The organism is Amycolatopsis sp. lyj-90, assembly GCF_046549035.1.
In the GTDB taxonomy this organism is placed as follows: domain Bacteria; phylum Actinomycetota; class Actinomycetes; order Mycobacteriales; family Pseudonocardiaceae; genus Amycolatopsis.
Genome location: NZ_JAJPWP010000002.1, coordinates 291,136 through 310,673 on the forward strand (window position 1 = coordinate 291,136; position 19,538 = coordinate 310,673).

At 69.5% G+C, this 19,538-nt stretch carries 22 protein-coding genes; 11 read left to right on the top strand and 11 right to left on the bottom strand.

Features of this window, described 5'->3' with window-relative positions; translation table 11 throughout:
• Window positions 1–115 precede the first annotated feature (115 nt).
• Window positions 116–937: an SAM-dependent methyltransferase gene (locus ACLJPX_RS06980; protein ID WP_410599290.1), complete on the top strand. Its 822-nt coding sequence runs from the start codon at window positions 116–118 to the stop codon at window positions 935–937.
• A 48-nt stretch (window positions 938–985) separates the two neighbouring features.
• On the opposite strand, the gene ACLJPX_RS06985 is transcribed toward ACLJPX_RS06980, so the two are convergent.
• Window positions 986–3,136, bottom strand: a complete 2,151-nt coding sequence (locus tag ACLJPX_RS06985; protein WP_410599291.1) for a putative bifunctional diguanylate cyclase/phosphodiesterase — start codon at window positions 3,134–3,136, stop codon at window positions 986–988.
• A gap of 649 nt (window positions 3,137–3,785) precedes the next feature.
• Entirely contained in the window at window positions 3,786–4,445 is a 660-nt protein-coding gene (locus ACLJPX_RS06990) for a TetR/AcrR family transcriptional regulator (RefSeq protein WP_410599292.1), read from the bottom strand.
• 100 nt (window positions 4,446–4,545) lie between these two features.
• Between ACLJPX_RS06990 and ACLJPX_RS06995 the strand changes: the two genes are divergently transcribed.
• Window positions 4,546–5,388 carry a hypothetical protein gene (locus tag ACLJPX_RS06995; protein ID WP_410599293.1) on the top strand — a complete coding sequence of 281 codons (843 nt, stop codon included), beginning with the start codon at window positions 4,546–4,548 and terminating at the stop codon, window positions 5,386–5,388.
• A gap of 56 nt (window positions 5,389–5,444) precedes the next feature.
• The gene (locus ACLJPX_RS07000) at window positions 5,445–5,681 is read left to right on the top strand and encodes a hypothetical protein (RefSeq protein WP_410599294.1); all 237 of its coding nucleotides are present in this window, start codon (window positions 5,445–5,447) and stop codon (window positions 5,679–5,681) included.
• 9 nt (window positions 5,682–5,690) lie between these two features.
• Here ACLJPX_RS07000 and ACLJPX_RS07005 read toward each other — a convergent pair whose 3' ends face one another.
• The 4 genes from ACLJPX_RS07005 to ACLJPX_RS07020 form a co-directional block, all read right to left on the bottom strand.
• Window positions 5,691–6,560 (bottom strand): aminoglycoside phosphotransferase family protein, encoded by an 870-nt coding sequence (locus tag ACLJPX_RS07005; protein WP_410599295.1) that lies wholly within the window; start codon window positions 6,558–6,560, stop codon window positions 5,691–5,693.
• A 39-nt stretch (window positions 6,561–6,599) separates the two neighbouring features.
• The gene (locus ACLJPX_RS07010; protein ID WP_410599296.1) at window positions 6,600–6,908 is read right to left on the bottom strand and encodes a pentapeptide repeat-containing protein; all 309 of its coding nucleotides are present in this window, start codon (window positions 6,906–6,908) and stop codon (window positions 6,600–6,602) included.
• A 244-nt stretch (window positions 6,909–7,152) separates the two neighbouring features.
• Complete coding sequence (locus tag ACLJPX_RS07015) at window positions 7,153–7,704, bottom strand: GNAT family N-acetyltransferase (RefSeq protein ID WP_410599297.1); 552 nt, start codon at window positions 7,702–7,704, stop codon at window positions 7,153–7,155.
• Between the two features lie 16 nt (window positions 7,705–7,720).
• Complete coding sequence (locus ACLJPX_RS07020) at window positions 7,721–8,185, bottom strand: hypothetical protein (RefSeq protein WP_410599298.1); 465 nt, start codon at window positions 8,183–8,185, stop codon at window positions 7,721–7,723.
• Window positions 8,186–8,360: 175 nt separating this feature from the next.
• Here ACLJPX_RS07020 and ACLJPX_RS07025 point away from each other — a divergent pair, with 175 nt between their 5' ends.
• A complete protein-coding gene (locus ACLJPX_RS07025; RefSeq protein ID WP_410599299.1) occupies window positions 8,361–8,783 on the top strand; it encodes a DUF6292 family protein in 423 nt (140 codons plus the stop codon).
• Between the two features lie 78 nt (window positions 8,784–8,861).
• On the top strand, window positions 8,862–9,578 hold the full coding sequence (locus tag ACLJPX_RS07030) for an ANTAR domain-containing protein (protein ID WP_410599300.1): 717 nt from the start codon (window positions 8,862–8,864) through the stop codon (window positions 9,576–9,578).
• Window positions 9,579–9,587: 9 nt separating this feature from the next.
• On the opposite strand, the gene fahA is transcribed toward ACLJPX_RS07030, so the two are convergent.
• The 3 genes from fahA to ACLJPX_RS07045 all read right to left on the bottom strand — a co-directional run bounded on the left by fahA (window position 9,588) and on the right by ACLJPX_RS07045 (window position 12,230).
• Window positions 9,588–10,763 carry a fumarylacetoacetase gene (fahA, locus tag ACLJPX_RS07035; RefSeq protein ID WP_410599301.1) on the bottom strand — a complete coding sequence of 392 codons (1,176 nt, stop codon included), beginning with the start codon at window positions 10,761–10,763 and terminating at the stop codon, window positions 9,588–9,590.
• Complete coding sequence (locus tag ACLJPX_RS07040; RefSeq protein ID WP_410599302.1) at window positions 10,760–11,605, bottom strand: hypothetical protein; 846 nt, start codon at window positions 11,603–11,605, stop codon at window positions 10,760–10,762. Before ACLJPX_RS07040 ends, fahA begins: the two co-directional genes overlap by 4 nt.
• 91 nt (window positions 11,606–11,696) lie before the next feature.
• Window positions 11,697–12,230 carry a MarR family winged helix-turn-helix transcriptional regulator gene (locus ACLJPX_RS07045; protein ID WP_101608934.1) on the bottom strand — a complete coding sequence of 178 codons (534 nt, stop codon included), beginning with the start codon at window positions 12,228–12,230 and terminating at the stop codon, window positions 11,697–11,699.
• 140 nt (window positions 12,231–12,370) lie between these two features.
• On the opposite strand from ACLJPX_RS07045, the gene ACLJPX_RS07050 reads away from it, so the two are divergent.
• From ACLJPX_RS07050 to ACLJPX_RS07060, 3 genes are read left to right on the top strand one after another with little or no spacing between them, the layout of a single operon-like run.
• On the top strand, window positions 12,371–12,976 hold the full coding sequence (locus tag ACLJPX_RS07050) for a DUF1989 domain-containing protein (protein WP_410599303.1): 606 nt from the start codon (window positions 12,371–12,373) through the stop codon (window positions 12,974–12,976).
• Complete coding sequence (locus tag ACLJPX_RS07055) at window positions 12,973–14,100, top strand: tRNA-dihydrouridine synthase (RefSeq protein ID WP_410599304.1); 1,128 nt, start codon at window positions 12,973–12,975, stop codon at window positions 14,098–14,100. Before ACLJPX_RS07050 ends, ACLJPX_RS07055 begins: the two co-directional genes overlap by 4 nt.
• Window positions 14,097–14,966, top strand: a complete 870-nt coding sequence (locus ACLJPX_RS07060; RefSeq protein ID WP_410599305.1) for a polysaccharide deacetylase family protein — start codon at window positions 14,097–14,099, stop codon at window positions 14,964–14,966. The genes ACLJPX_RS07055 and ACLJPX_RS07060 overlap by 4 nt, the downstream gene beginning before the upstream one ends.
• Here the strand turns inward: ACLJPX_RS07060 and ACLJPX_RS07065 are convergent.
• Window positions 14,954–16,516: a PucR family transcriptional regulator gene (locus tag ACLJPX_RS07065; protein ID WP_410599306.1), complete on the bottom strand. Its 1,563-nt coding sequence runs from the start codon at window positions 16,514–16,516 to the stop codon at window positions 14,954–14,956. The two genes, ACLJPX_RS07060 and ACLJPX_RS07065, sit on opposite strands and share 13 nt — an antisense overlap.
• Before the next feature lie 118 nt (window positions 16,517–16,634).
• On the opposite strand from ACLJPX_RS07065, the gene ACLJPX_RS07070 reads away from it, so the two are divergent.
• The 3 genes from ACLJPX_RS07070 to ACLJPX_RS07080 are packed head-to-tail and all read left to right on the top strand — an operon-like array spanning window position 16,635 to window position 19,140.
• Window positions 16,635–17,870, top strand: a complete 1,236-nt coding sequence (locus ACLJPX_RS07070) for a serine/threonine-protein kinase (protein ID WP_410599307.1) — start codon at window positions 16,635–16,637, stop codon at window positions 17,868–17,870.
• 56 nt (window positions 17,871–17,926) lie between these two features.
• On the top strand, window positions 17,927–18,553 hold the full coding sequence (locus tag ACLJPX_RS07075; protein ID WP_410599308.1) for a ClpP family protease: 627 nt from the start codon (window positions 17,927–17,929) through the stop codon (window positions 18,551–18,553).
• A complete protein-coding gene (locus ACLJPX_RS07080) occupies window positions 18,550–19,140 on the top strand; it encodes a ClpP family protease (RefSeq protein WP_101608941.1) in 591 nt (196 codons plus the stop codon). Before ACLJPX_RS07075 ends, ACLJPX_RS07080 begins: the two co-directional genes overlap by 4 nt.
• A gap of 8 nt (window positions 19,141–19,148) precedes the next feature.
• On the opposite strand, the gene ACLJPX_RS07085 is transcribed toward ACLJPX_RS07080, so the two are convergent.
• Window positions 19,149–19,496 (bottom strand): helix-turn-helix domain-containing protein, encoded by a 348-nt coding sequence (locus ACLJPX_RS07085; protein WP_410599309.1) that lies wholly within the window; start codon window positions 19,494–19,496, stop codon window positions 19,149–19,151.
• Between the last annotated feature and the right edge of the window lie 42 nt (window positions 19,497–19,538).

A 19,538-nucleotide genomic window follows, 5' to 3' on the forward strand; every position in this document is an offset into this window, starting at 1 on the left:
GCGCCATTCGGCGGTAGCTCACAGCACTCAATCGGGTGACTACGCGGCCGCGAACCGATCACATGCCGGGCTGAGTAAGCTCGATGGCTCCCCAAGGAAAAGCGATGGGATCGGGGTGTTGACACTGACGCGACTTCCGGACTGGGTCCCACCGGGCACCGACGAAACGGTGCCCAGTGCCGCCCGGATGTACGACTACATGCTGGGCGGCGGGCACAACTTCGCCGTCGACCGCGAAGCCGCCACGCGGGCCGAGCAAGTCGTGCCCTACGCCCGGGGTGTGGCGAGACTCAACCGCGCGTTCCTCCGGCGGGCCGTCCGGTTCATGATCGACCAGGGCGTCCGCCAGTTCCTCGACATCGGTTCGGGCGTGCCGACCGTCGGCAACGTGCACGAAATCGCGCAGGACGCCGACCCGGAATGCCGGGTGGCGTATGTGGACCACGACCCCGTCGCGGTCGCGCACAGCCAGCTGATCCTCGCCGGGAACGACCACGCCACCGCGCTCAAGGCCGACGCCCGTGACCCCTCACGGATCCTCGGCGATCCTCAGCTGCGTCGGCAGCTGGATCTCGACGAGCCGATCGGCATGCTGTTCCTGTGCATGCTGCACTGGATCCCGGACGAATCCGACCCGGGTGGCCTCATGCGCCACTACATCGACGCGATGGCTTCCGAAAGCTATTTGGCGATCACACACATCACCGAGGACTACCTGCCTTACGAGGTCCGGGAAGCACTCAGGATCGCGACAAAGGGCGGCGACCAGGTCACGCCACGCCCCTACGAAGAGGTGCTCACCATGTTCGACGACCTCGAACTGCTCGAACCCGGTCTGGTCGGATGCGGCACCTGGCGCCCCGCGGGGCCCGGCGACATCGCCGAAGACCCGACACTGAACCAGGTTCTCTACGCCGGAATGGCACGCAAGTCCTGAAGCGGGATTCCGGCCGCCGAGGCGACTGTCCATTCAGGACGCTGAGACTCACCGGCCTTGAAACGGACCGGCCTGTCCACCGCTGATGAGGGATCCGATGTCGGTCACCGGTCCCTCGTCGCCGGTGAACAGCGGGCCCATTCCCAGCTCGACTCCCGCTCGCTGCCACCACCGTGCCTGCGCGCCGGTTTCGAGATCACCGGCGAGCACGGTGATCCCGGCCTGACGAACCAGCGCGATCATGGTCCTCGCCCCGGCGAGGACCATCGAGTCCTTGTCGACGGCATGCCACATGAGACGGGAGTCGAGGCGTATGGCGTGCACCGGAAGGTCTTCAAGCAGCGCCAGCTCGCCTGGCGTCACGCCAAAGTCGTGCAGCACCAGTCCGATCCCGAGTTCGGCGAGCACGCGCGTGGTGTCGACGATCTCGTGCCCGGCCACGAGCAGTGCCCCGGCCGGCAGGCCGAGCCACAGCCGGTCGGGGGCCGGCGCGGCGCTGTCGAGAATTCCCCGGATCGTCCCGGCCAGTCGAGGATCGGCCAGCTGGTTCGGTGTGAGCGGTACCAGCAGCGGCATGCCCGCGCCGCCGCCCGCGGCCTTGTCGGTCCAGCCACGCTTGACCAGCCACGCGCCGAGCGCGCCGATCAGCGCGGTGCGCTCGGCGAGTTCGAGATACCGTTCCCTTGGCAGTAGTCCCAGCTCCGGATGTTCCCACCTCAGCCGCGCCTCGGCCCCGACGACCTCGCCGTCGGCCAGCCGTACCAGCGGCTCGTAGCCGATGCCCAGCTCGCCGTTCTCCCAGGCGCCGGGCATGGCGGCCACCAGGCCGATGGACTCCCTGGTCCGGACGTCCCATACCGGGTCGTAGCGCTCCCACCGGCCAGGTCCCTTGCTCTTGGCCCGCCGCATCGCCAGATCCGCCGAACGCAACAACTCGGCTGGTTCGACGGTGCGGGGAAGGTCTTCGACCACGCCGAAACTCGCCGTCACCGCCAGGCCCTTCCCGTCGATGTAGACCGGCTCCGACAGCGTCTCGTTGATCCGCTCGATCATCGTGACGATGTCCGGCGTGCTCGCCGAATTCTCGATCAGAATGCCGAACTTGCCGCTCTCGAATCGCGCGACCATCGCGTTCTCACCCGCCACCACGGACCTGAGCCGGTCGGCGGCGGTCCGCAGCAGGCTGTCTCCCGCTTTCCTGCCGAGACCATCGGTGACCAACGACAACCCGTCGAGATCCACGTGGTACAGCGTCGCCGGATTCGGCAGGTGCAGCACGTGCTCGAGGTGCGTACTGAAGAACTGCCGGTTCGGCAGGCTGGTGAGCATGTCGTGCAACAACTGGTGTCGCAGCTGGTTCTGCAGGAGCGCCAGCTCCTCGTCGTCGGTCACGATCGTGACGTAGCCGTGCGAATCGCGCAGGAGCGAAGCGGTCAGCGTGGCCTGAAACGGGTCACCGTCCTTGGTGACGAAGCGCGGACGTGATCGCAGCCGGTCGATCTTTCCGTCCCGGAGATCGCGGTAGCCGTCCTTCAGGAGCTGCCGATCCGCCTCTTGCACGAAGTCGAACAGGGTGCCGCCGTCGACCTCGCTCGACGCCCGGTCCAGAATCCGGTGCAGGGCAAGATTCGTGCGGACGAGTCGTCCGTCGAGCCCGGTGACCGCGATCCCGCTCGGCGAACCGAGGAAGATCTCGTCCAGCTGGGCCTCACTGGCCCGCCACTCACGCTGCGACTCCCGGACCGCGTTGAGCAAAGCCTGGTCACTCGTGTCCCGCTGCTCGACGGCCGCGGAACGGATCGCTTCCACGTAACCGGACGCCAGCGCACCGAGCAACCTGGCGACGCGCTCCGGCAGCCGATCGGCGGAGCCCGAATCCGCCGGCGCCAGCAAGGCGGCGGCGAGCACGTCCACCGTGCACTGCAGGCTCGTCTGGCCGACACAGTTCAGCCGGACGAGCTCGGCGCCGACCTCCGCCGCGCTCTCGGTGGCGGGCCGGTCCCCGGCCACCGCCTCGAGCAGCCGATCGAGCAGGCCGAGCAACTCTCGTTCGATCTGGTCGTGCGACAGGGGGAGATAAGTGGTGCTGCTGACGAGATAGGCCCATTTCCGCGCGACCTTGACGCGTTCCCGCCGCGACGCGAGAGGCTGCGTTCCGGCAGGCCGCTCCTGCCCGCCGGAAGGTAGTGGCCTGGTCATGACGATCGACCCCTTGATCTCCGTGTGCTCGAACGACCGCTCGCACCGATTCGGCTTTTCGCCCGAAACCGATCAGGGTACGGCAGGCCCACCGTGAATATGCGAATCGATTTCGGGATTTTCCGAAATATCGCCTGTCCGGCCCGGACCGATTCGATCAGCGTGAAGTCCTCGAACAATACCGCGGCCACCTGGTAGCCGCCCGCGGTGGTCACTCCTGACGATGTCCCGGATGCCGAACAGGATCTTCTCGGCCTGCTCCGCGACGCCCCGATCGACTTGGAAATGTGCGCGCCCCCCGATGGATAGTCGCGTTTCCCGAAGGAACCCGGTCCTGGTTCTTCATGGCCTCGTCGCCACGTGGCTCGTTCGCCGTGAGGCGAAGAGCCTACTCGCTACCGCCGAGTCATGGCTGGTCCATCGGCGTGACGGCGCATCAGCCGATGGGGTGCTGGAAATATTTCCCGACGGGACCGAAGTTGGTGAATCGCGTCCTCGTCGCCAGGGAACCGACCTCGAAAGTCATCATCTTCGACAGAAACCGAACGCCCATCGTTGTCAGCGTCGGAAATCGCGTTTCCGAAAGATTTTTCAATGACGTCGAAAGCCGCTGTCAATTCACGGTCGAAACCCTCGCATGCGCGAAGCGCTAGGTACGGCTTCGTTCTTGGCGCCCCGGCACCGCGTCCAGTACCAGCTCCACGGTGGCAAGGAAACTCTCACGGGTGAAGCCGACGGGTTCGATACGGCTGCCGTAGCGTGCCAGCGCGGGAAAGTCCGCCGGGTCGGCGCCCAGTGTGGTCACCCGGAAGGTTTCCAGTCTCCGCTTCTGTTCGGCCGGGCCGCCGGATCGGCCGGCCGCGTGCGCGGAGATCAGGGACACGGACAAGGTCACCAGCCGGTGGTACCACTCCGGGACGAGTTCCTCGGGCACCCCGGCGTCGTCGAGGGCCTGCAGGGTCTCCTCGATCACCAGCCGGCTGCCGGGCCCGCTGCCCGGGTAGTGGCTGGCGTCCTTCGCGAGCTGCGGCAGCGCGGCGTAGGCGTCCCACGAGCGCAGGATCAGGTCGACGAGCCGGGCACGCCAAGTCCCTTGCCGCCGGTAGCCGTGCATGGCCTGGACCAGCACGTGGTCCACGATCGCGAGCATCAGCTCGGTGCGGTTGCGGAAGTGGCGGTACAGACTGGAGGAGTCGGTCCCCAGCTCGGCGGCCAGTTTGCGCATGCTGAACACGTCGTTCCCCGCGGAGCGGGAGATCAGCTCCACGGCGGCATCCAGGATGGTCTGTTCGCTCCACCGCTGACGCATGGCAGCAGCTTAGACCAGCGGAGCGAGCACTCCACAGCTGACGAGAGCGGCGTTGCACGCAACGTTGCACGCGGTGCGTGCAACGTGGTTCGATGAAGCCATGACCGAACTGCACGAGCCGGCCGCCTTTCCCGATCACCAGCAGGTGGTGCAACGGTTCGGCGACCTCGCACCAGACGGCACAACGAGCATGGTGGCGCTGGCGCGCCTGTTCGAGTACCCCCGGATCCGTCTTCGCTTCTCCCGCTTCGAAAAGCTCGTGGCCGACGGCGGGTTCGGGCCCTTCCACATCCTGTTCGTCGGCCAGCGGGTCGAACGGCGGGCGGCGTTCGGCGAGACCGGCGCGACCGTCCGAATCGGCACCGGTATCCGGGCGATCGGCCGGACCTCCTACACCTACGGTCAGGGCATGTTCGCCGACGGACAGCTCGTCGCCACGGCCGACGCCACCATCGTGCTCGCCGACAGGTCCGGGCCGATCGCCTTGCCGGACGAACTGCTCGCCGATCTCGAGGAGCTGCGGCTGCCGGAGACAGGTGCGGCAGCCGCGGCGAAACCCGATCCACGCCGCCGCGAACGGGACTACTACCCGGCCACGGCCGTTGTCCGCGCCCGCGTCGGGGACGTCGACCTCAACCGGCACGTCAACTACATCGCCCAGCTCGGCTTTTACGACGAGGCGATCGCGTCCCACGCGCAGGGGCTCCTGAGAGACAGCGCCGTCAAGAAGCTTCCTCAGTACCTCCCCTGGCGATACGGGGTGAACTACCTCGGCGAGGTCCTTTACCCCGGCATGTACGACATCGGGATCGCCGTCAGCGGACACGACGAGCACACCGTGCACTACGAACTGGGGCTGTTCGACGGCGGCCGATGCCTGGGGACGGCGGACGCCGCCGCACCGCGCGGGGCGCTTTCCCTGGCAGGACGACCGCCGGGGTAGGTGAATCCGGCCTTGGCGCATGGCAGCCCTGGTCCACCGGCAGTAGGTTGCTTCAGATGGTGATCAAGGAACTGCCGCAGCCTGAGACGGGCCCCCTGACGTTGGAGTACCGGGAGGGCCGCCCGGTCCTGATCGTGTCGGGCGGCAGCCCCATCCCGGAAAGGATCGAGGTGGAGGACTCCGACGGCCGCCCGGTCGGGGCCTACACGGCCGGCGAGCCCGCCAGCGCACCGCGGATCGCTCCGAATTACCTGACGAACGTGGTGCATCCGTTGTTCACCCACCCCGAATAGCGGGCGGGTTCAGCCGGCGAGGGCTTGGGTGATCTGGCGGGTCGTCTGTGCGGCGACGCGCGGATTGGCTGCGGCGTAAGCAATGTAGGCGTTCAACCCGGTGGCCAGGGCCCAGCCGCGACCACGGGTCCAGGTGGCGTCGTCCACGTCGAGCGTGGTGCGGAAGGTGGCTCGCGTTTCGGCCGACATGAGGGTGAAGGCGATGATCAGGTCGCGGGCCGGATCGCCCATTCCGAGTTCGCCGAAGTCGATGGCAGCGCTGAGGCGGCCCTGGGTCGTCAGCAGGTTGCCGGTGTGGAAGTCGCCGTGGAACCACACCGGTGGACGATCCGAGTCAGGGGCGGCGAGCGCCGCGTCCCATAACTCGCCCATCGCCGCGGTGTCGAAGGCGTCACCGGCTTTCGTGATGGCGGATCGGGTCGCCGTGTCCCGTGTGGACAGTGGCTGACCGGTGAGGTCCTCGGTCGTTTCGGCGTCGAACCGGTGGAGTGCGGTCAGGAACTCGGCCAGTGCGACAGCGGCCTCGTGCGAACCGGAGAGAGTATCGACGGTCGCCACCTCGCCGTCCAACCAGCGCGATACCGCCCACTGCCACGGATAGCCGAAGTCCGGCTCTCCCACCTCCACCGGCACGGGGACCGCCAAGGGCAGATGCGGGGCGAGCCGCGGCAACCACTCGGCTTCCTTCCTCGCCTGTGTGATCGCACCGGCATGGCGAGGGATCCGGACGGACAGTTCCTCGCCCAGCCGGTAGATCACGTGGTCCGATCCGGCCGGGGTGAACGGAAACAGCGGCAACTCGGCCCACTGAGGGAACTGCGTATCGACCAGACTCCTCGCCAGCGCGGCGTCGATCGCCGGGGTCGTCTCGACGGTCAAGACTGCTCCTGTGGGTAGGCCGTGGTTGTCGGCAGTGTGTCACGGCCTCGCAAGGTGATCAACCAGGTTTCGGACACCGCGGAGGTTCGCGCCGCTCAGGTTCGCGCGCACGAGCGCCGCTTCGGCGAGGTTGGCGCCCGAGAGGTGGGCGGATGCGAGCGCGCTCTCCTCGAGGTCGGCCTTGGCCAGGCAGGTGCGCGCCAGGTTCAGGACATCGATGTCGTGGTCGACGGTGCGACGGCCGATGACGGTGATGGCGGCTTGAATGTCGGTCGGTGGTTGAGCTGACCTTGTTCGGAAAGCGCGACCTGATTCTGGGTGGTCCGCAGGGATTGAGCGGTGAACCACAGGGCCGCGACGGCGGCGACAGCCGTGAGCAGCGAACCCAGTTTGAGCCAGCCATCCCAGCCCAGCAGCCTGGAGAAGCCACGTGCCGGGCGTCGCCGGGATCGCGGTCGCCGAATTCCGGCGATCCTATGTGGAGATCGATGCTTCGAAGTGAGCGGCACTCGTTCGATTCTGCCGAAGTCCTTGCCGGATGTGGACGATGGGGCCGGGTGGCACTCGATCGGATGTCGCCGGTTCAGAGGAGCTACAGGCCGGTCGACGGGACTGGATACCAGACGCCGAACCACTGCTCGGCGCCGAATTCCTCGAATCGCTCCACTTCGGTGAAACCCAGTTTCTCCGCGACACGCACCGAGCGGTCGTTGGCGGTCTGGGTGCAGAGCACCACCGGCTCACCGGGAACCGCGCCGGCGAACCAGCCGAGCGCCGCCGCGCAGGCCTCGGCGGCGTATCCGTGTCCCCACGCCTGCGGCAGGAAGAGGTAGCCGAGCTCCGACTTCTTTGTGTCCGGGCGTACGTGACCAGGGCGCTCCGCGGCACGCTGATCGAGCGTGATCATGCCGATCATCGCACCGTCGAGTTCGACCACGAACAAACCGGGACGCCGCCCTGGAATCTCAGGTCGCGTGCGCTCGAGGTCCTCACGCGATTGAGGACCACCGATGTAGGTGCCCACTTCGGGCGAGGCGAACAAGTCGATGAACACCGCACGATCCCGCGCCTCGGACTCGCGGAGCACGAGCCGCTCGGTCTTGATCGGAGCCGGTGGCCAGGCGACGGAGCCGAGGTCGGTCATGGCAGGCGACGTAGCTCTAGCTCGGCGGCTGCTGAACCGGAGGGGTGGGCTGCGGCTGGCCGGGCTGAGCGTAGCCGGGTTGCGGAGCCGGGAACCCCGGCTGCGCGGCCATCGGATATCCGGAAGGGCCGGGCTGCGGTGCGGCGGGGCGCAGGTGCTGACGGCCGCTCTTGACGACCGCGATCGCGACCAGGAGCCAGGAAAGCAGCGAGGCGAGTTCGAGTGGGATGCCGACCCCCATGAAGACCAGGCGGATCTCGTCGGCGGTGAGTTCCCCGGCCCAGGACGAGAGGTTCGCCACCACGAACTGCCACACGATGCTCGCCACCGTCGTGAGGAGCAGGAGCGCGAAGGCGGCCACCATCAGGCCGGAGCCCCCTCTGGAGCGTCCTTTGATCGCAAAGATCAGGCCGAGCAGCCCGACCACGAGCAGCAACACTCGCGGGATGGCTTCGATGCTCGTGTACGCCAAGGGGGACATGCGCGCCTTCCATAACTCTCGCCGGGGATCGAGACGTCTGGCCGGACAGATCCTATGAGGTGACAGCGCTCCGCGTGGCATGTTCGGCGAAGTTCGCTCCCACTGTCTTCGTCGAGTCGGTTTGAACCGGTGCGTTTCCGGACATCCAGTACACCGACCGTGAGGTGGCGATCAGATGGAAACGAACTTCGGAGAAGCGGCCTTGCAGGGCCTCCAGCGGTATATGCGCCGGGTGAACGAAGAGCTGGGCCTGCAAGGGGAAGCGTTCTACACGCAGGCCGAACCGACGGCGAGCGCGTACATCGCCTTGGAGCGGAGGCTTCCCGACTGGCCGGACCGCGATGTGGCGCTGCTCTGGACGGAGCGGCATGGATGGGCGTTGACCGTCGAGACGCACGCCGGCGAGGAGCTCGTCGTCGCCGGTTACCTCACCGCCGAGCCACTTCCCGCGCCCCGGGTCGTGGCCGAGTTCGCCCAGGGGCTGCTCTCGGGCGAACGCTCGCCGCGGCCCGAACCGCCGCCCCTGTTCGACGGTGGGGCGGATTTGGCGCACCGGCTGGCGGCGTACCCGAAGCCCGCCTTTCCTCGGGGTGGGTGATCGTCTCGTTCCGCGCTGCGGCCCCAGGTTCCGGTGGGTGATGATGAGGCCGGAGTCTGCGGAACGGAGGTGGCGACGGTGGACGGTCGGCGCCGGGAGCGGTTGTGGCGGCTCGTCATCGACCACGGGGCGGAGCGCGCCCCTGACACCGGATGGGTCGGCGTGGTCTGCGCGGTCGCCGTCGAGGAGCTCGACGTCGACGGGGCGGCGGTCTCCCTGCGACTGCGGGATCACGACCAGGAGCTGGTCGCCGCGGACAGCCCTTGGGCCACGTCTCTGGAGGAGTTGCAGTACACGGTCGGCGAAGGCCCCGGTGTCGAAGCCTTCACCGTCGGCGATCCCGTGCTGATCGACGAACTCGCCGCCGACGAACAACGCTGGCCCGGGTTCGCCGACGGCGCGGCGGCGAGCGGGGTCGGCGCGGCGTTCGCCTTCCCACTGGGGGTCGGCGCGCTCCGGCTCGGCACCTTGGATCTCTATCGCCGCGAACCCGGGACGCTGAGCCGGGAGGGCTTGGGCGACGCGCTCGCGCTGGCCACCATCGCCACCACCGCGCTGCTGACCGACAGCAACGGCGGGGAAGACGCGCACGCGCGCTGGGCGCGGCCCGACGTCGCGGGTCACTACGACGACGTGAACGTCGCGACCGGAATGCTGGCCACCGAGCTCCGGATCAGCCTCGAAGACGCCTTGGTTCGGTTGCGTGCCCACGCCTTCAGTCACCGGATTCCGGTGACCGAAGTCGCGCGGGCGGTGCTCAACCGGCAGTTGCGCCTCGAGTCGCCCCAGGAGTGAGCGACCCGGTCACTTCGCGGGCAGCACGCGGCCCCGCACCTCGCCGAACCCGATCCGCGCCCCGTCCGCGCCGGGTGCGGTCCCGGTGATCACGACCTCGTCACCGTCGAGCAGGAACGTCCGCTCCTCCCCCTTGACCGTGAGCGGTTCCTTGCCGCCCCAGGACAATTCGAGGAAAGCGCCGCGCTGGTGCTTCTCCGGTCCGGAGATCGTCCCGGACCCGTAGAGGTCTCCAGTGCGCGACGAAGCGCCGTTGACCGTCAGGTGCGCGAGCATCTGGGCGGGCGACCAGTACATCTCGCGGAAGGGCGGACGGCTGACCTCCTCGCCGTTCCATTCGATGACCAGGTCGATGTCGAGGCCCCACGGTTCGCGCTCCTGCAGGTACGGCAGCGGCAAGGGATCCGTCTGGCCCGGCAGCGGGATCCGCGCGGCCTCCAGCGCCAGGATCGGTACCACCCAAGGGGAGATCGAGGTCGCGAAGCTCTTGCCGAGGTGCGGGCCCAGCGGGACGTATTCCCACGCCTGGATGTCGCGGGCCGACCAGTCGTTGAGCAGGACCGCGCCGAAAACGTGGCGGGAGAAGGAATCCGGGGAGATCGGGGTGTTCAGCGGGGTTCCGGTGCCGACGACGAAACCCATCTCCGCTTCGATGTCCAGCCGCGTGCTCGGCCCGAACACCGGCGCGACGTCGGCCGGGGTCTTGCGCTGACCGCTCGGGCGCACGACGTCCGTGCCGGAGACCAGGACCGTGCCGGAGCGTCCGTGGTAGCCGACCGGGAGGTGCTTCCAGTTGGGCAGCAACGGTTCCGCGTCGGGCCGGAACAGCCTGCCGACGTTCGAAGCGTGGTGCTCGGAGGCGTAGAAGTCGACGTAGTCCGCGACCTCGATCGGCAGGTGCAGGGTCACCCGCGCGACGGGATGGACCGCGCCGTCGGGGATATCGCCGGTGATCAGCTCGCGGATCCGCTCCCGGACGGCCACCCAGCGGTCGTATCCCTGTGCCATGAACGGGTTCAGCGTCGGCGCGGCGAAGACGTCGTCGCCGAGCGCCGCGGCCAGGTCGAGGACAGAGTCGCCGACACGGACGCCGACACGGGGGGAATCGCCGTCGACGGAGAACACGCCGTAGGGCAGGTTGCCGATCCCGAACAGGGAATCCGCGGGGATGTCGATCGTGGTCATGCCTCTCCTCGGGGCGTCGCGAGCAGGCCGAGTCCGGCCAGTTCGGTCAGGGGGTCGGTGATGCTGCAGGTGCCGAACGACGTGAAACCCGCGCGGGCGGCGGCGACCCGGTCCGCGTCCAGCGCCCGGAGGCGGCCGGCGACGACGGCGCCGTCCCGCTCGGCGAGCAGGGCTTCGGGGTCGCCGTCGGCGTGGAGGACGGCGTCGGTGGCCAGCAGCAGGTTCAGGAATCCGTGCTGTTCGAAGCCGGTTTCCGGATCGGTGTTGCGGAGCGCGTGGTGCAGCCCGGCGGTGGCCTTGAACGGGACACCGGCCCCGGCGGCCGCCCGGACGGCGGCGGCGAGTTCGGCTTCGCCGGGGTACAGCTCGGCACGGACACCGCCGGTGCGGAACTTCGCGCGGTGGCCGGTGCCGGAAAGGGCGGTCAGCAACGGGACGCGCCGGTCGTCACGCGGGATCTCGACGTAGACCGGCGCGGTGGCACCGGAAATCGCGGCGAGCACCTCGTCCGGTCCCATCCCGTCCGGGACGGCGATTTCGAGCGCGTCGAGACGCACCGGCAGCGCGTCGACGGCCTTGAGCACGCCGTCGAGCTGCGCGGGGCCGCCCGGCAGCGTCACCGCGATCGGAAGCGGGGCGACCCGCTCGCGCAGGACCTCGGCGAGGTCGTCGAGCGCGGTGGCGGCGACCACCAGCGGTCCGACGAGGCCGGAGTACCAGGCGGAGACGTGCTCGTCGTGTGCCACGACGGCGTCCGGCAGTGGGGCCAGGCCCGGCGGGAACACCGCGGCGTCGTCGCACAACCCGGCGAAGAGCGCGGGAATCCGCCCGACGTCCACCATGGGTCTCCTCCTCGCCGATTTAGTTCATACTTTTACTACTCTTGGGGCAGCGTAGTCCGGTCTTCCAGGTGACGGGAAGGGCCGATGGAGCCTAGTTGCGGCTCCGGGCGCCGAACTCCTCGCGGCTCGTGATCAGTTTCCCCAGCAACATCACGAGGATGCGCTGTTCGGTCTCGGTCAGCGCGTTCGTCCAGCCGAACTCGCGCTCGTTGTGCTCGCGGAAGACCGAGACCATCTCCTCTTGCCCGGCCTCGGTCAGTGACAGCTGCACCGAACGGCCGTCCCGCTCGTCGGGGGCCCGGTGGAGCATCCCCTCCGCGACCAGTGTCTTGACCAGGTTCGACACCGCCGCCCGGCTCATCCCGGTCAGCCGGGCCGCGCTCGTCGGCTCGAGCGGTCCGGCGAGCCAGACCACGAACAGCAGCCGGAACGCCGACCAGGACCGGCCACGCGGCCGGTGCACCGCGGCTTCGAGGTCGTAGGTCACCAGGTCCGAGGCACGGTTGAGGGTCAGCAGCACCTCGGTCGCCAGCTGATGCCGGAAGCCGTACTCCTGCGCGAGCCGCCGGTTCGCCAGTGCCACGAACGACCAGAAGTCCCGCCCGGCCGCGTCCACGTCTTCCATCGCCGAACACTAACCCCGTCCCCCGAAAATGGTCAAAGTCGAAAGCAGTTTCCCGCTCTTGGAGATTCGTCCATCGATCAAGCGTGATCATGGACATTCCTCCATGGCGGGCACCCCACGATCACCTGTTGGCTGAAGGCATGAGCAGAACGGAAGTGCCCCCGGGGACCGCCAAGGCCGTCCGGGTGACCGCGGGAGACCTGGTGCGGGTGATCGACGTCGACGGAGGCCAGGTCGGCGACGTGTTCGCGTTCACCGGCAGCGGGAACGAGCACCACAGCGCGGCGCACACCCGCGCCGCGAACGACAGACTGTTCCCCGCCGTCGGCGAGTCCTTCGTGACCGATCGGCGCCGCCCGATCCTGACCCTGGTCGAGGACACCTCCCCCGGTGAGCACGACATGCTCATCCCGGCCTGCGACCCGGCCCGCTATGCCGCGCTGGGAGCCCCCGGTCACCGGTCCTGCGCGACGAACCTGCTCGAAGCGCTGGAGGAAACCGGCCTGGGCTTCACCGGTCCGACTCCTCAGCCGATCAACGTCTTCATGCGCATCCCGGTCGGCGGGGACGGTCGGCTCAGCTGGCTGACCGCGTCTTCGCGACCGGGCGACGCGGTGACCCTGCGGGCCGAAATGGACTGCGTCGTCGTGGTCTCCGCCTGCCCGCAGGATCTCGTGCGGATCAGCGACGCCGGACTCTCCCCGCTCGCCATCGAAACCGTCCACAATGGAGGAAACCCATCATGACCAGCACCGTCGGCCACGCCCACCCCGCGCTGGCCCCGATCACTCTCGGCGGTCTCGCGCTGCGCAACCGCTACGCCGTCGCCCCGATGACCCGCGTCTCGGCGCGGCCCGACGGCACCCCGACCGGCGAAATGGCCGACTACTACGCCGAGTTCGCCCGCGGCGGGTTCGGCTTGGTGTTCAGCGAGGGCACCTACCCCGACACGGCGGCCAGCCAGGGCTATCTGAACCAGCCCGGTCTCGCGAGTGACGAGCACGTCGCGGGCTGGCGCGTCGTCACCGCCGGAGTGCGCGCGGCGGGCGGGCGGATGATCGCCCAGCTCATGCACGCCGGGGCGCTCTCCCAGGGAAATCCGCACCAGGACCACACCGTCGGCCCGTCGGCCGTCCAGCCGCTCCGGGAGATGATGCCCGCGTACGGCGGTTCCGGGCCGTGGCCGGTACCCCGGGAGCTGACCGTCGCCGAGATCGACGACGTCGTCGAGGGGTTCGCCGCCGCGGCCGTGCGTGCCCGCCTGGCCGGGTTCGACGGCGTCGAGGTGCACGCCGCCAACGGTTATCTGCTGGACCAGTTCCTCACCGACTACACCAATCAGCGCACCGACGAGTACGGCGGCCAGGTCGCGCACCGGATCCGGCTCACCGCCCGCGTCGTGACCGCCGTCGCCGAAGCCGTGCCGGATCTGCTGACCGGGGTGCGGCTGTCCCAGACGAAGGTCAACGACTTCACCTATCGCTGGCCAGGCGGCCGCGAAGACGCCGAGGTGATCTTCGCCGCGGTCGCCGAGGCGGGCGCGGACTTCCTCCACATCGCCAGCGAAGGCCGGAACTGGCTGGAGACGGCGAAACTGCCCGGCGGCGGCACCGTCACCGCCCTCGCCCGGCGGGTCACCGGCCTGCCGGTGATCGCCAACGGCGGGATGCACGACCTCGAACAGGCCCACGAGGTGCTGGCCGGCGGGCACGCCGATCTGCTCTCGCTCGGGCACGGCGCGCTCGCCAACCCCGATCTGCCCGCCCGTGTCGCCGCGGCGGAACCGCTGGAAGAATTCGACCGGGCGATGGTCTCCCCGACCGTCACGGTGGCGAACTCGCGCCGCTGGCGGGAGAGTCGGCAAGCGTGACGGAACCAAGCTGGCACGGCGGCGCGGCCGCGGTGGCGACCCTGACCTTCGACGTGGACGCGGAATCCCCGATCCTCGCGCGAGGACGGGGCTACGCGGATCACCTGTCGACCATGTCCCATCAGGCGTACGGGCCCCGGGTCGGGGTGCCGCGCATCCTCGGCCTGCTCGACGAACTGGCCGTACCGGCGACGTTCTTCGTCCCGGGCTGGGTCGCCGAACAGCGGCCCGGCCTGGCCGCCGAGATCGTCGAGCGGGGGCACGAGGTGGCGCACCACTCCTACAGCCACCGGCCGCCGACGACGATGACCGCCGCCGAGCAGCGAGCCGATTTCGAGCGGGGCATGGCGGTCTTCGCGAGCCAGGGCATCGAGATCAGCGGGCACCGGGCGGCGGGCTGGGAGTCCACTTGGGACACTCCGGGGCTGGTGGCCGAGCACGGGCTGAGCTACGACTCGTCGCTGATGGCCGACGACCGGCCCTACCTGATCGAAACCGGCGCGGGCCGGATCGCCGAGCTTCCCGTGAACTGGTCACTCGACGACTGGGAGCAGTACGCGTTCCTTCCCGCGCCTCAGATCGGATCGGTGATCACCTCTCCGGTGCGGGTGCTGGAGATGTGGCGCGCGGAACTGGACGCGATGCGCCGCTACCGCTGCCTGTTCAACCTGTGCCTGCACCCGTTCCTGTCGGGCAGGCCGGGACGGCTGGCGGCCGTGCGCGAGCTCGTCGAGTTCGGGCTCGGCCTCGGTGACGTCCGGTTCGCCCGGTGCCGGGACGTGGCGGCCGCGGCGCTCGCCGACCCGGCCTTGCCTTCGGAACCCTTGCGGCGCCTCGAAGTCGATCCTGCGGTCTATCCGGACTGACCAGCTTCCAAAGCCAGGAACAGGTCGACCCGGTCCGCGGTCCGCCCGACGTCGCGGCCGGTGAGCTCGGTGACCTTCGCCAGCCGGTTGCGCAAGGTGTTGACGTGCACGAACAGGGCCGCGGCGGTGGCCGCCCACTGGCCGTCGTGGTCGAGGAACGCCCGCAAGGTCGTCTCCAGGTCGCCGTCGCGGGCTCTGTCGTGCTCGCGCAGCGGGCCGAGCAAGGCGTCGGCGAAAGTGTGCCGCCACTGCTCGTCGTGCGACTCCAGCAGCAGCCGGTAGCTGCCCAGCTCGGCGAAACTCGCGGCCACCGGTCCGCCGCGCCTGCCGCGGAGCACGCGGCAGGCTTCGCGGCTGCGCGACAACGGCGCGCGCAGGTCGGCCGCACCGGACACGGGATCGGCCAGTCCGACGACCACGCGCGCGCCGGAGAACCGATGCGACACCGACGCCGCCAGCCGGGGCGCGAGAGCGGCGGGCGCATGCGTTCCCGACCGCCAGGGCAGCACCGCCACGACGTCCCGGCTGCCCGCCGCCACGACCGCGGGCAGGCCGTCCGCCAGCAGGAAGTCCGTCACGGCCTCCGCCATCCCCGGCAGGGTCGCGGTGGCGTCGTCGCCCGCGAACGCCAGCGCGAGCACCGCCAGCGGCCCGTCCGGGTCGACGCCGAAAGCCCGCAACCTGCCGGGCACCTCCGCGGCGCGCTGCGCACCGGAGAGCACCATGTCCAGCAGCTCGACGGCGAACCGCATCTCGATGGCCTGCACCGCCTGGTGCCGGGCGACCTCCAGGCTGAGGTAGCGGGCGGTCTGCTCCAGCGCGTCCCGCTCCCCCTGCGTCAGCTCGGCCGCGGGACGCAGGCAGAGCAGCACGGCGTCCGCGTCGCCGATCGCGCCGACCGGGAACAGCGCCGCCCGCGTCCCCGCTCCGAGGTCCACTTCCAGCGGCGGCGGGCGCCGGGCCAGGGCCTCCGCCGCGGCACGCGACTGGCCGGCGTCCAGCTCGGCACCGGCGGCCGCCAGCTCCCGGCCCATCCGGTCGACGACCGCCAGCGGCAGCTCGTGTTCGCGGCGGAGGACCTCGAGTACCCCGGAAGCCCCGGCGCCCCTCGACAGCGCCGAGGTCAGCTCGTCTCCTCGGCGCACCAACGACATCAGCGCGTTCTGCCTGCCCCTGGCCTGGATCGCCGCCGCCGCGCGGGTGACCGCCGTGAACGGCACCGCCACCGAGATCTCCAGCAGGGGCAGCCCGGCTTCCCGGCACGCCTCGGCGAGCTCCGGCGGAGTGTCACGCTGCTCCACGCGCAGGCCGAAGATGATCCCCGCCGCTCCCGCGCGGACCACCCGCGCGACGAAGTCCGCCGGGCCGGTGCGGTCCAGCCACAGGCCGTTGGTCAGCACGACCTCGTGTTCCCGCACGTACGGCGCGGGATCGGGCAGCTCGGTGTTGTGCACCCACAGCACCTGCTCGGCCAGTGCCCCGTCGCGGCCGGGGACGACCACCCGCAGTTCGAGATCGGGGTCCTCGACCAGCGCCGCCAAGCTCAGCATGACTGTGAATATATCCAGTCAAGCAGGGCGACTATGGATGATCCGCCATTTCATCGGTTTTTCATGCTCGCTGGTTAGCGTCCCCTCGCAGACCCTTCAGGATTCGAGGAGACCCACTGTGACGGCAGTTTCACGCACGATCGCCGAGCGCTACACCCTGCTCGAGAAGCTGGGCGGCGACGGAGCGGCCGTGCTGTGGCGCGGCGAAGACGGCACCGACGGCCGTCAGGTCGCGATCAAGGAACTGGTGCTTCCCCCGCTGGACGAGGCCGCCCGCGCGGTCGTCGTGGAACGGCTCCAGCGTGAGGCCGGTGTCGCGGTGGATCACCCGGCGGTGGTGCCCGTGCACGACGTCGTCATGACGGACGGGGTGCCGTACCTCGTGATGGACCTGGTGGAGGCGCGGACTCTGGAGGACGTGGCGTCCTCCGGGCCGCTGCCGCCGCGATTCGTCGCCGACATCGGCAGGCAGGCGCTCGGCGCGCTCGCCGCCGCGCATACGGCGGGCGTCGTGCACGGCGACGTCCGGCCCGCGAACATCCTGGTGTGCCCCGACGGCACGGTGAAGCTGACCGGCTTCGGGATCGCCGGTGCCCTCGACCCGTCCGGTTCACCCGCCTTCCTCGCCCCCGAACGGATCGCGGGCCACGAAGGCACTCCCCACTCGGATCTCTGGTCGCTCGGCGTGACGCTGCTCAGCGCGAGCGAAGGCGTGAATCCTTTCCACCGGGTGAACATCGCGGCCACGCTGTACGCCGTCGTCAACGAACAGCCGCCGTTCCACCGGACGCACGGGCCGCTGGCGGACGTCATCCGCGGGCTGCTGGCGAAAGCGCCGCAAGCACGCATGCTGCCGGACCACGCGCTCCCGCTCCTGGCACAGGCCGCGAGCGGGGTCGAGACCTCGGCACCACGGCCGTCTTCTCCCGGAATCGCCATGCCTTCGGTGTTCGCGGTCCTCACCGGGATCGCGGGCATGGTGCTCGGCTTCGCTCTGCTCGCGAACGCGATGCTGATGCACCAGGCGTACTACTTCTTCGAGTTCTCGGAGCTGTCGATCATGGTGGGAGACTCCAGCCTGGTCCTCGCCGGAGTGGCCGCGGTGGCAGGTGGCGCGAGCCTGCTCGCCAGGGTCCGGACCGGGCAGATCATGCTCAGTGTCTCCGCGCTGCTGACGCTGGTCTCGACCTGTCTGCTGACCTTCGTCGGCGACGATCGGATCCACCTCGGCCTTCCGGTCCAGCCCGGTTTCACCGTCGATCTCCTCATCCTCGTCTTCGCCGTCGTCCTGACGATCGCCGTGTGGTTCGTCCCGGTCCGGCGATCCACAGTGGACCGTCCTGCTGTGGGCTGATCCGCTCACAGCAGAGAAACCGGCGGACGACGGGTCCCCGGCGGCATGGTCGGGGCATGACCGACCACGAGAAGCAACCACTCTTCGACCAACGACTCCGGGAACGGTTCTTCAGCCAGCGCGTCCTCGTCCTCGACGGCCCGCTCGACGACGACAACGGGACGGTGCTCACCACCCAGCTGCTTTCGCTGGCGAGCGAGGATCCCCGCAAGGACATCGCGTTGTGGATCCACTCGCCGGGCGGCTCGGTCCCTTCGATGCTGGCCATCCGCGACGTCATGCGCCTCGTGCCGTGCGACGTCGCCACCCTCGCGCTGGGCCTGGCGTGCAGCGCCGGGCAGTTCCTGCTGTCCGCGGGCACCCCGGGCAAACGGTTCGCCCTGCCGCACGCGCGGATCCTGATGCACCAGGGTTCGGCGGGCATCGGCGGCTCGGCCGTCGAAGTGGAGGTGCAGGCGGACGATCTGCGCTACACGCGCGACACCGTGCTCGGCCTCATCGCCGAAGACACCGGGCAGCCCATCGACCGGATCTTCGCCGACTCCCTGCACGACCGCTGGTTCACCACCGGGCAGGCCCGCGAATACGGCTTCATCGACCACGTCGTCGAGAGCCTCGACCAGGTCGTTCCCGTGCGCACCCACAAACTCGGCCTCGGCTCGGAAAGGAACGTCGGCGCATGAGCACCTACACCATCCCCAACGTCATCTCCCGCAGTCCCGCGGGCGAGCGGATCATGGACGTCTACTCGCATCTGCTGTCCGAGCGGATCATCTACCTCGGGACCGCGATCGACTCCGGCGTGGCGAACGCGCTGATCACGCAGCTGCTCTACCTGGAGGCGGACAACCCCGAGCAGGAGATCAACCTCTACATCAACACCGAGGGCGGCGATCCGTCGGCGATGCTCGCGTTGTACGACACCATGCGCTTCATCAAGGCGCCGGTGGCGACGACCTGCGTCGGGCAGGCCGTGGCCGCGGGCGCCATCCTGCTGGCCGCGGGCGAGGCCGGGCACCGGTTCGTGCTGCCCCACACCCGCGTGGTGCTGCACCAGCCGGCCGCGCAGGGCCGCGGCACCATCCCGGACCTCATCCTCCAGGCCGACGAGGTCGTGCGCGTGCGGACGCAGCTGGAGGAGATCCTTTCCGCGCACACCGGACGCGCCGTCTCGGATCTCCGGCACGACACCGACCGGGACCGCGTGTTCGACGCGGCGGGCGCCGTCGCCTACGGGCTCGCGGACCAGGTCCTCGACAGCCGGGCCTGAGCCGTGTTCTAGGCGGCCATCAGCACGGGTCCCGACGGACGGCGGCCGACCGCGAGGCCCGTGCCGCCGCCCCGCCGGACCGTGCCCGCGATACCGAAGAGGAGATCCGCCAGGTCGATCCCGAGCGCGCCGGTGACCGCGGCGATCATTTCGCTGGAAGGCTCTTTGCGGCCGCGCTCGATCTCCGAGAGGTACTGCGGCGAGATGCCGGCGCGTTCCGCGACGTCGACGAGACGGCCGCCCTGTTCTTCCCTCGCCGCGCGCAGGCTCCGGCCCAGCACGTCACGCCACAGCGGTTCCGGCTCGCTGTCCGCGGTGGAGGCGCGCTTCGGGTGGAAAGGGAGGATGTCCGCCATACGGTCATCGTGACATTCGGGCCGGGGCCCGTGCGCGCTGTT

Bases quoted from the DNA above. Each gene is read 5' to 3' on its own strand.
- ACLJPX_RS06985 (WP_410599291.1), bottom strand. From the start codon at position 3,136: ATGACCAGGCCACTACCTTCCGGCGGGCAGGAGCGGCCTGCCGGAACG.
- ACLJPX_RS06990 (WP_410599292.1), bottom strand. From the start codon at position 4,445: ATGCGTCAGCGGTGGAGCGAACAGACCATCCTGGATGCCGCCGTGGAG.
- ACLJPX_RS06995 (WP_410599293.1), top strand. From the start codon at position 4,546: ATGACCGAACTGCACGAGCCGGCCGCCTTTCCCGATCACCAGCAGGTG.
- ACLJPX_RS07000 (WP_410599294.1), top strand. From the start codon at position 5,445: ATGGTGATCAAGGAACTGCCGCAGCCTGAGACGGGCCCCCTGACGTTG.
- ACLJPX_RS07015 (WP_410599297.1), bottom strand. From the start codon at position 7,704: ATGACCGACCTCGGCTCCGTCGCCTGGCCACCGGCTCCGATCAAGACC.
- ACLJPX_RS07020 (WP_410599298.1), bottom strand. From the start codon at position 8,185: ATGTCCCCCTTGGCGTACACGAGCATCGAAGCCATCCCGCGAGTGTTG.
- ACLJPX_RS07025 (WP_410599299.1), top strand. From the start codon at position 8,361: ATGGAAACGAACTTCGGAGAAGCGGCCTTGCAGGGCCTCCAGCGGTAT.
- fahA (WP_410599301.1), bottom strand. From the start codon at position 10,763: ATGACCACGATCGACATCCCCGCGGATTCCCTGTTCGGGATCGGCAAC.
- ACLJPX_RS07040 (WP_410599302.1), bottom strand. From the start codon at position 11,605: ATGGTGGACGTCGGGCGGATTCCCGCGCTCTTCGCCGGGTTGTGCGAC.
- ACLJPX_RS07045 (WP_101608934.1), bottom strand. From the start codon at position 12,230: ATGGAAGACGTGGACGCGGCCGGGCGGGACTTCTGGTCGTTCGTGGCA.
- ACLJPX_RS07050 (WP_410599303.1), top strand. From the start codon at position 12,371: ATGAGCAGAACGGAAGTGCCCCCGGGGACCGCCAAGGCCGTCCGGGTG.
- ACLJPX_RS07055 (WP_410599304.1), top strand. From the start codon at position 12,973: ATGACCAGCACCGTCGGCCACGCCCACCCCGCGCTGGCCCCGATCACT.
- ACLJPX_RS07065 (WP_410599306.1), bottom strand. From the start codon at position 16,516: ATGCTGAGCTTGGCGGCGCTGGTCGAGGACCCCGATCTCGAACTGCGG.
- ACLJPX_RS07075 (WP_410599308.1), top strand. From the start codon at position 17,927: ATGACCGACCACGAGAAGCAACCACTCTTCGACCAACGACTCCGGGAA.
- ACLJPX_RS07080 (WP_101608941.1), top strand. From the start codon at position 18,550: ATGAGCACCTACACCATCCCCAACGTCATCTCCCGCAGTCCCGCGGGC.
- ACLJPX_RS07085 (WP_410599309.1), bottom strand. From the start codon at position 19,496: ATGGCGGACATCCTCCCTTTCCACCCGAAGCGCGCCTCCACCGCGGAC.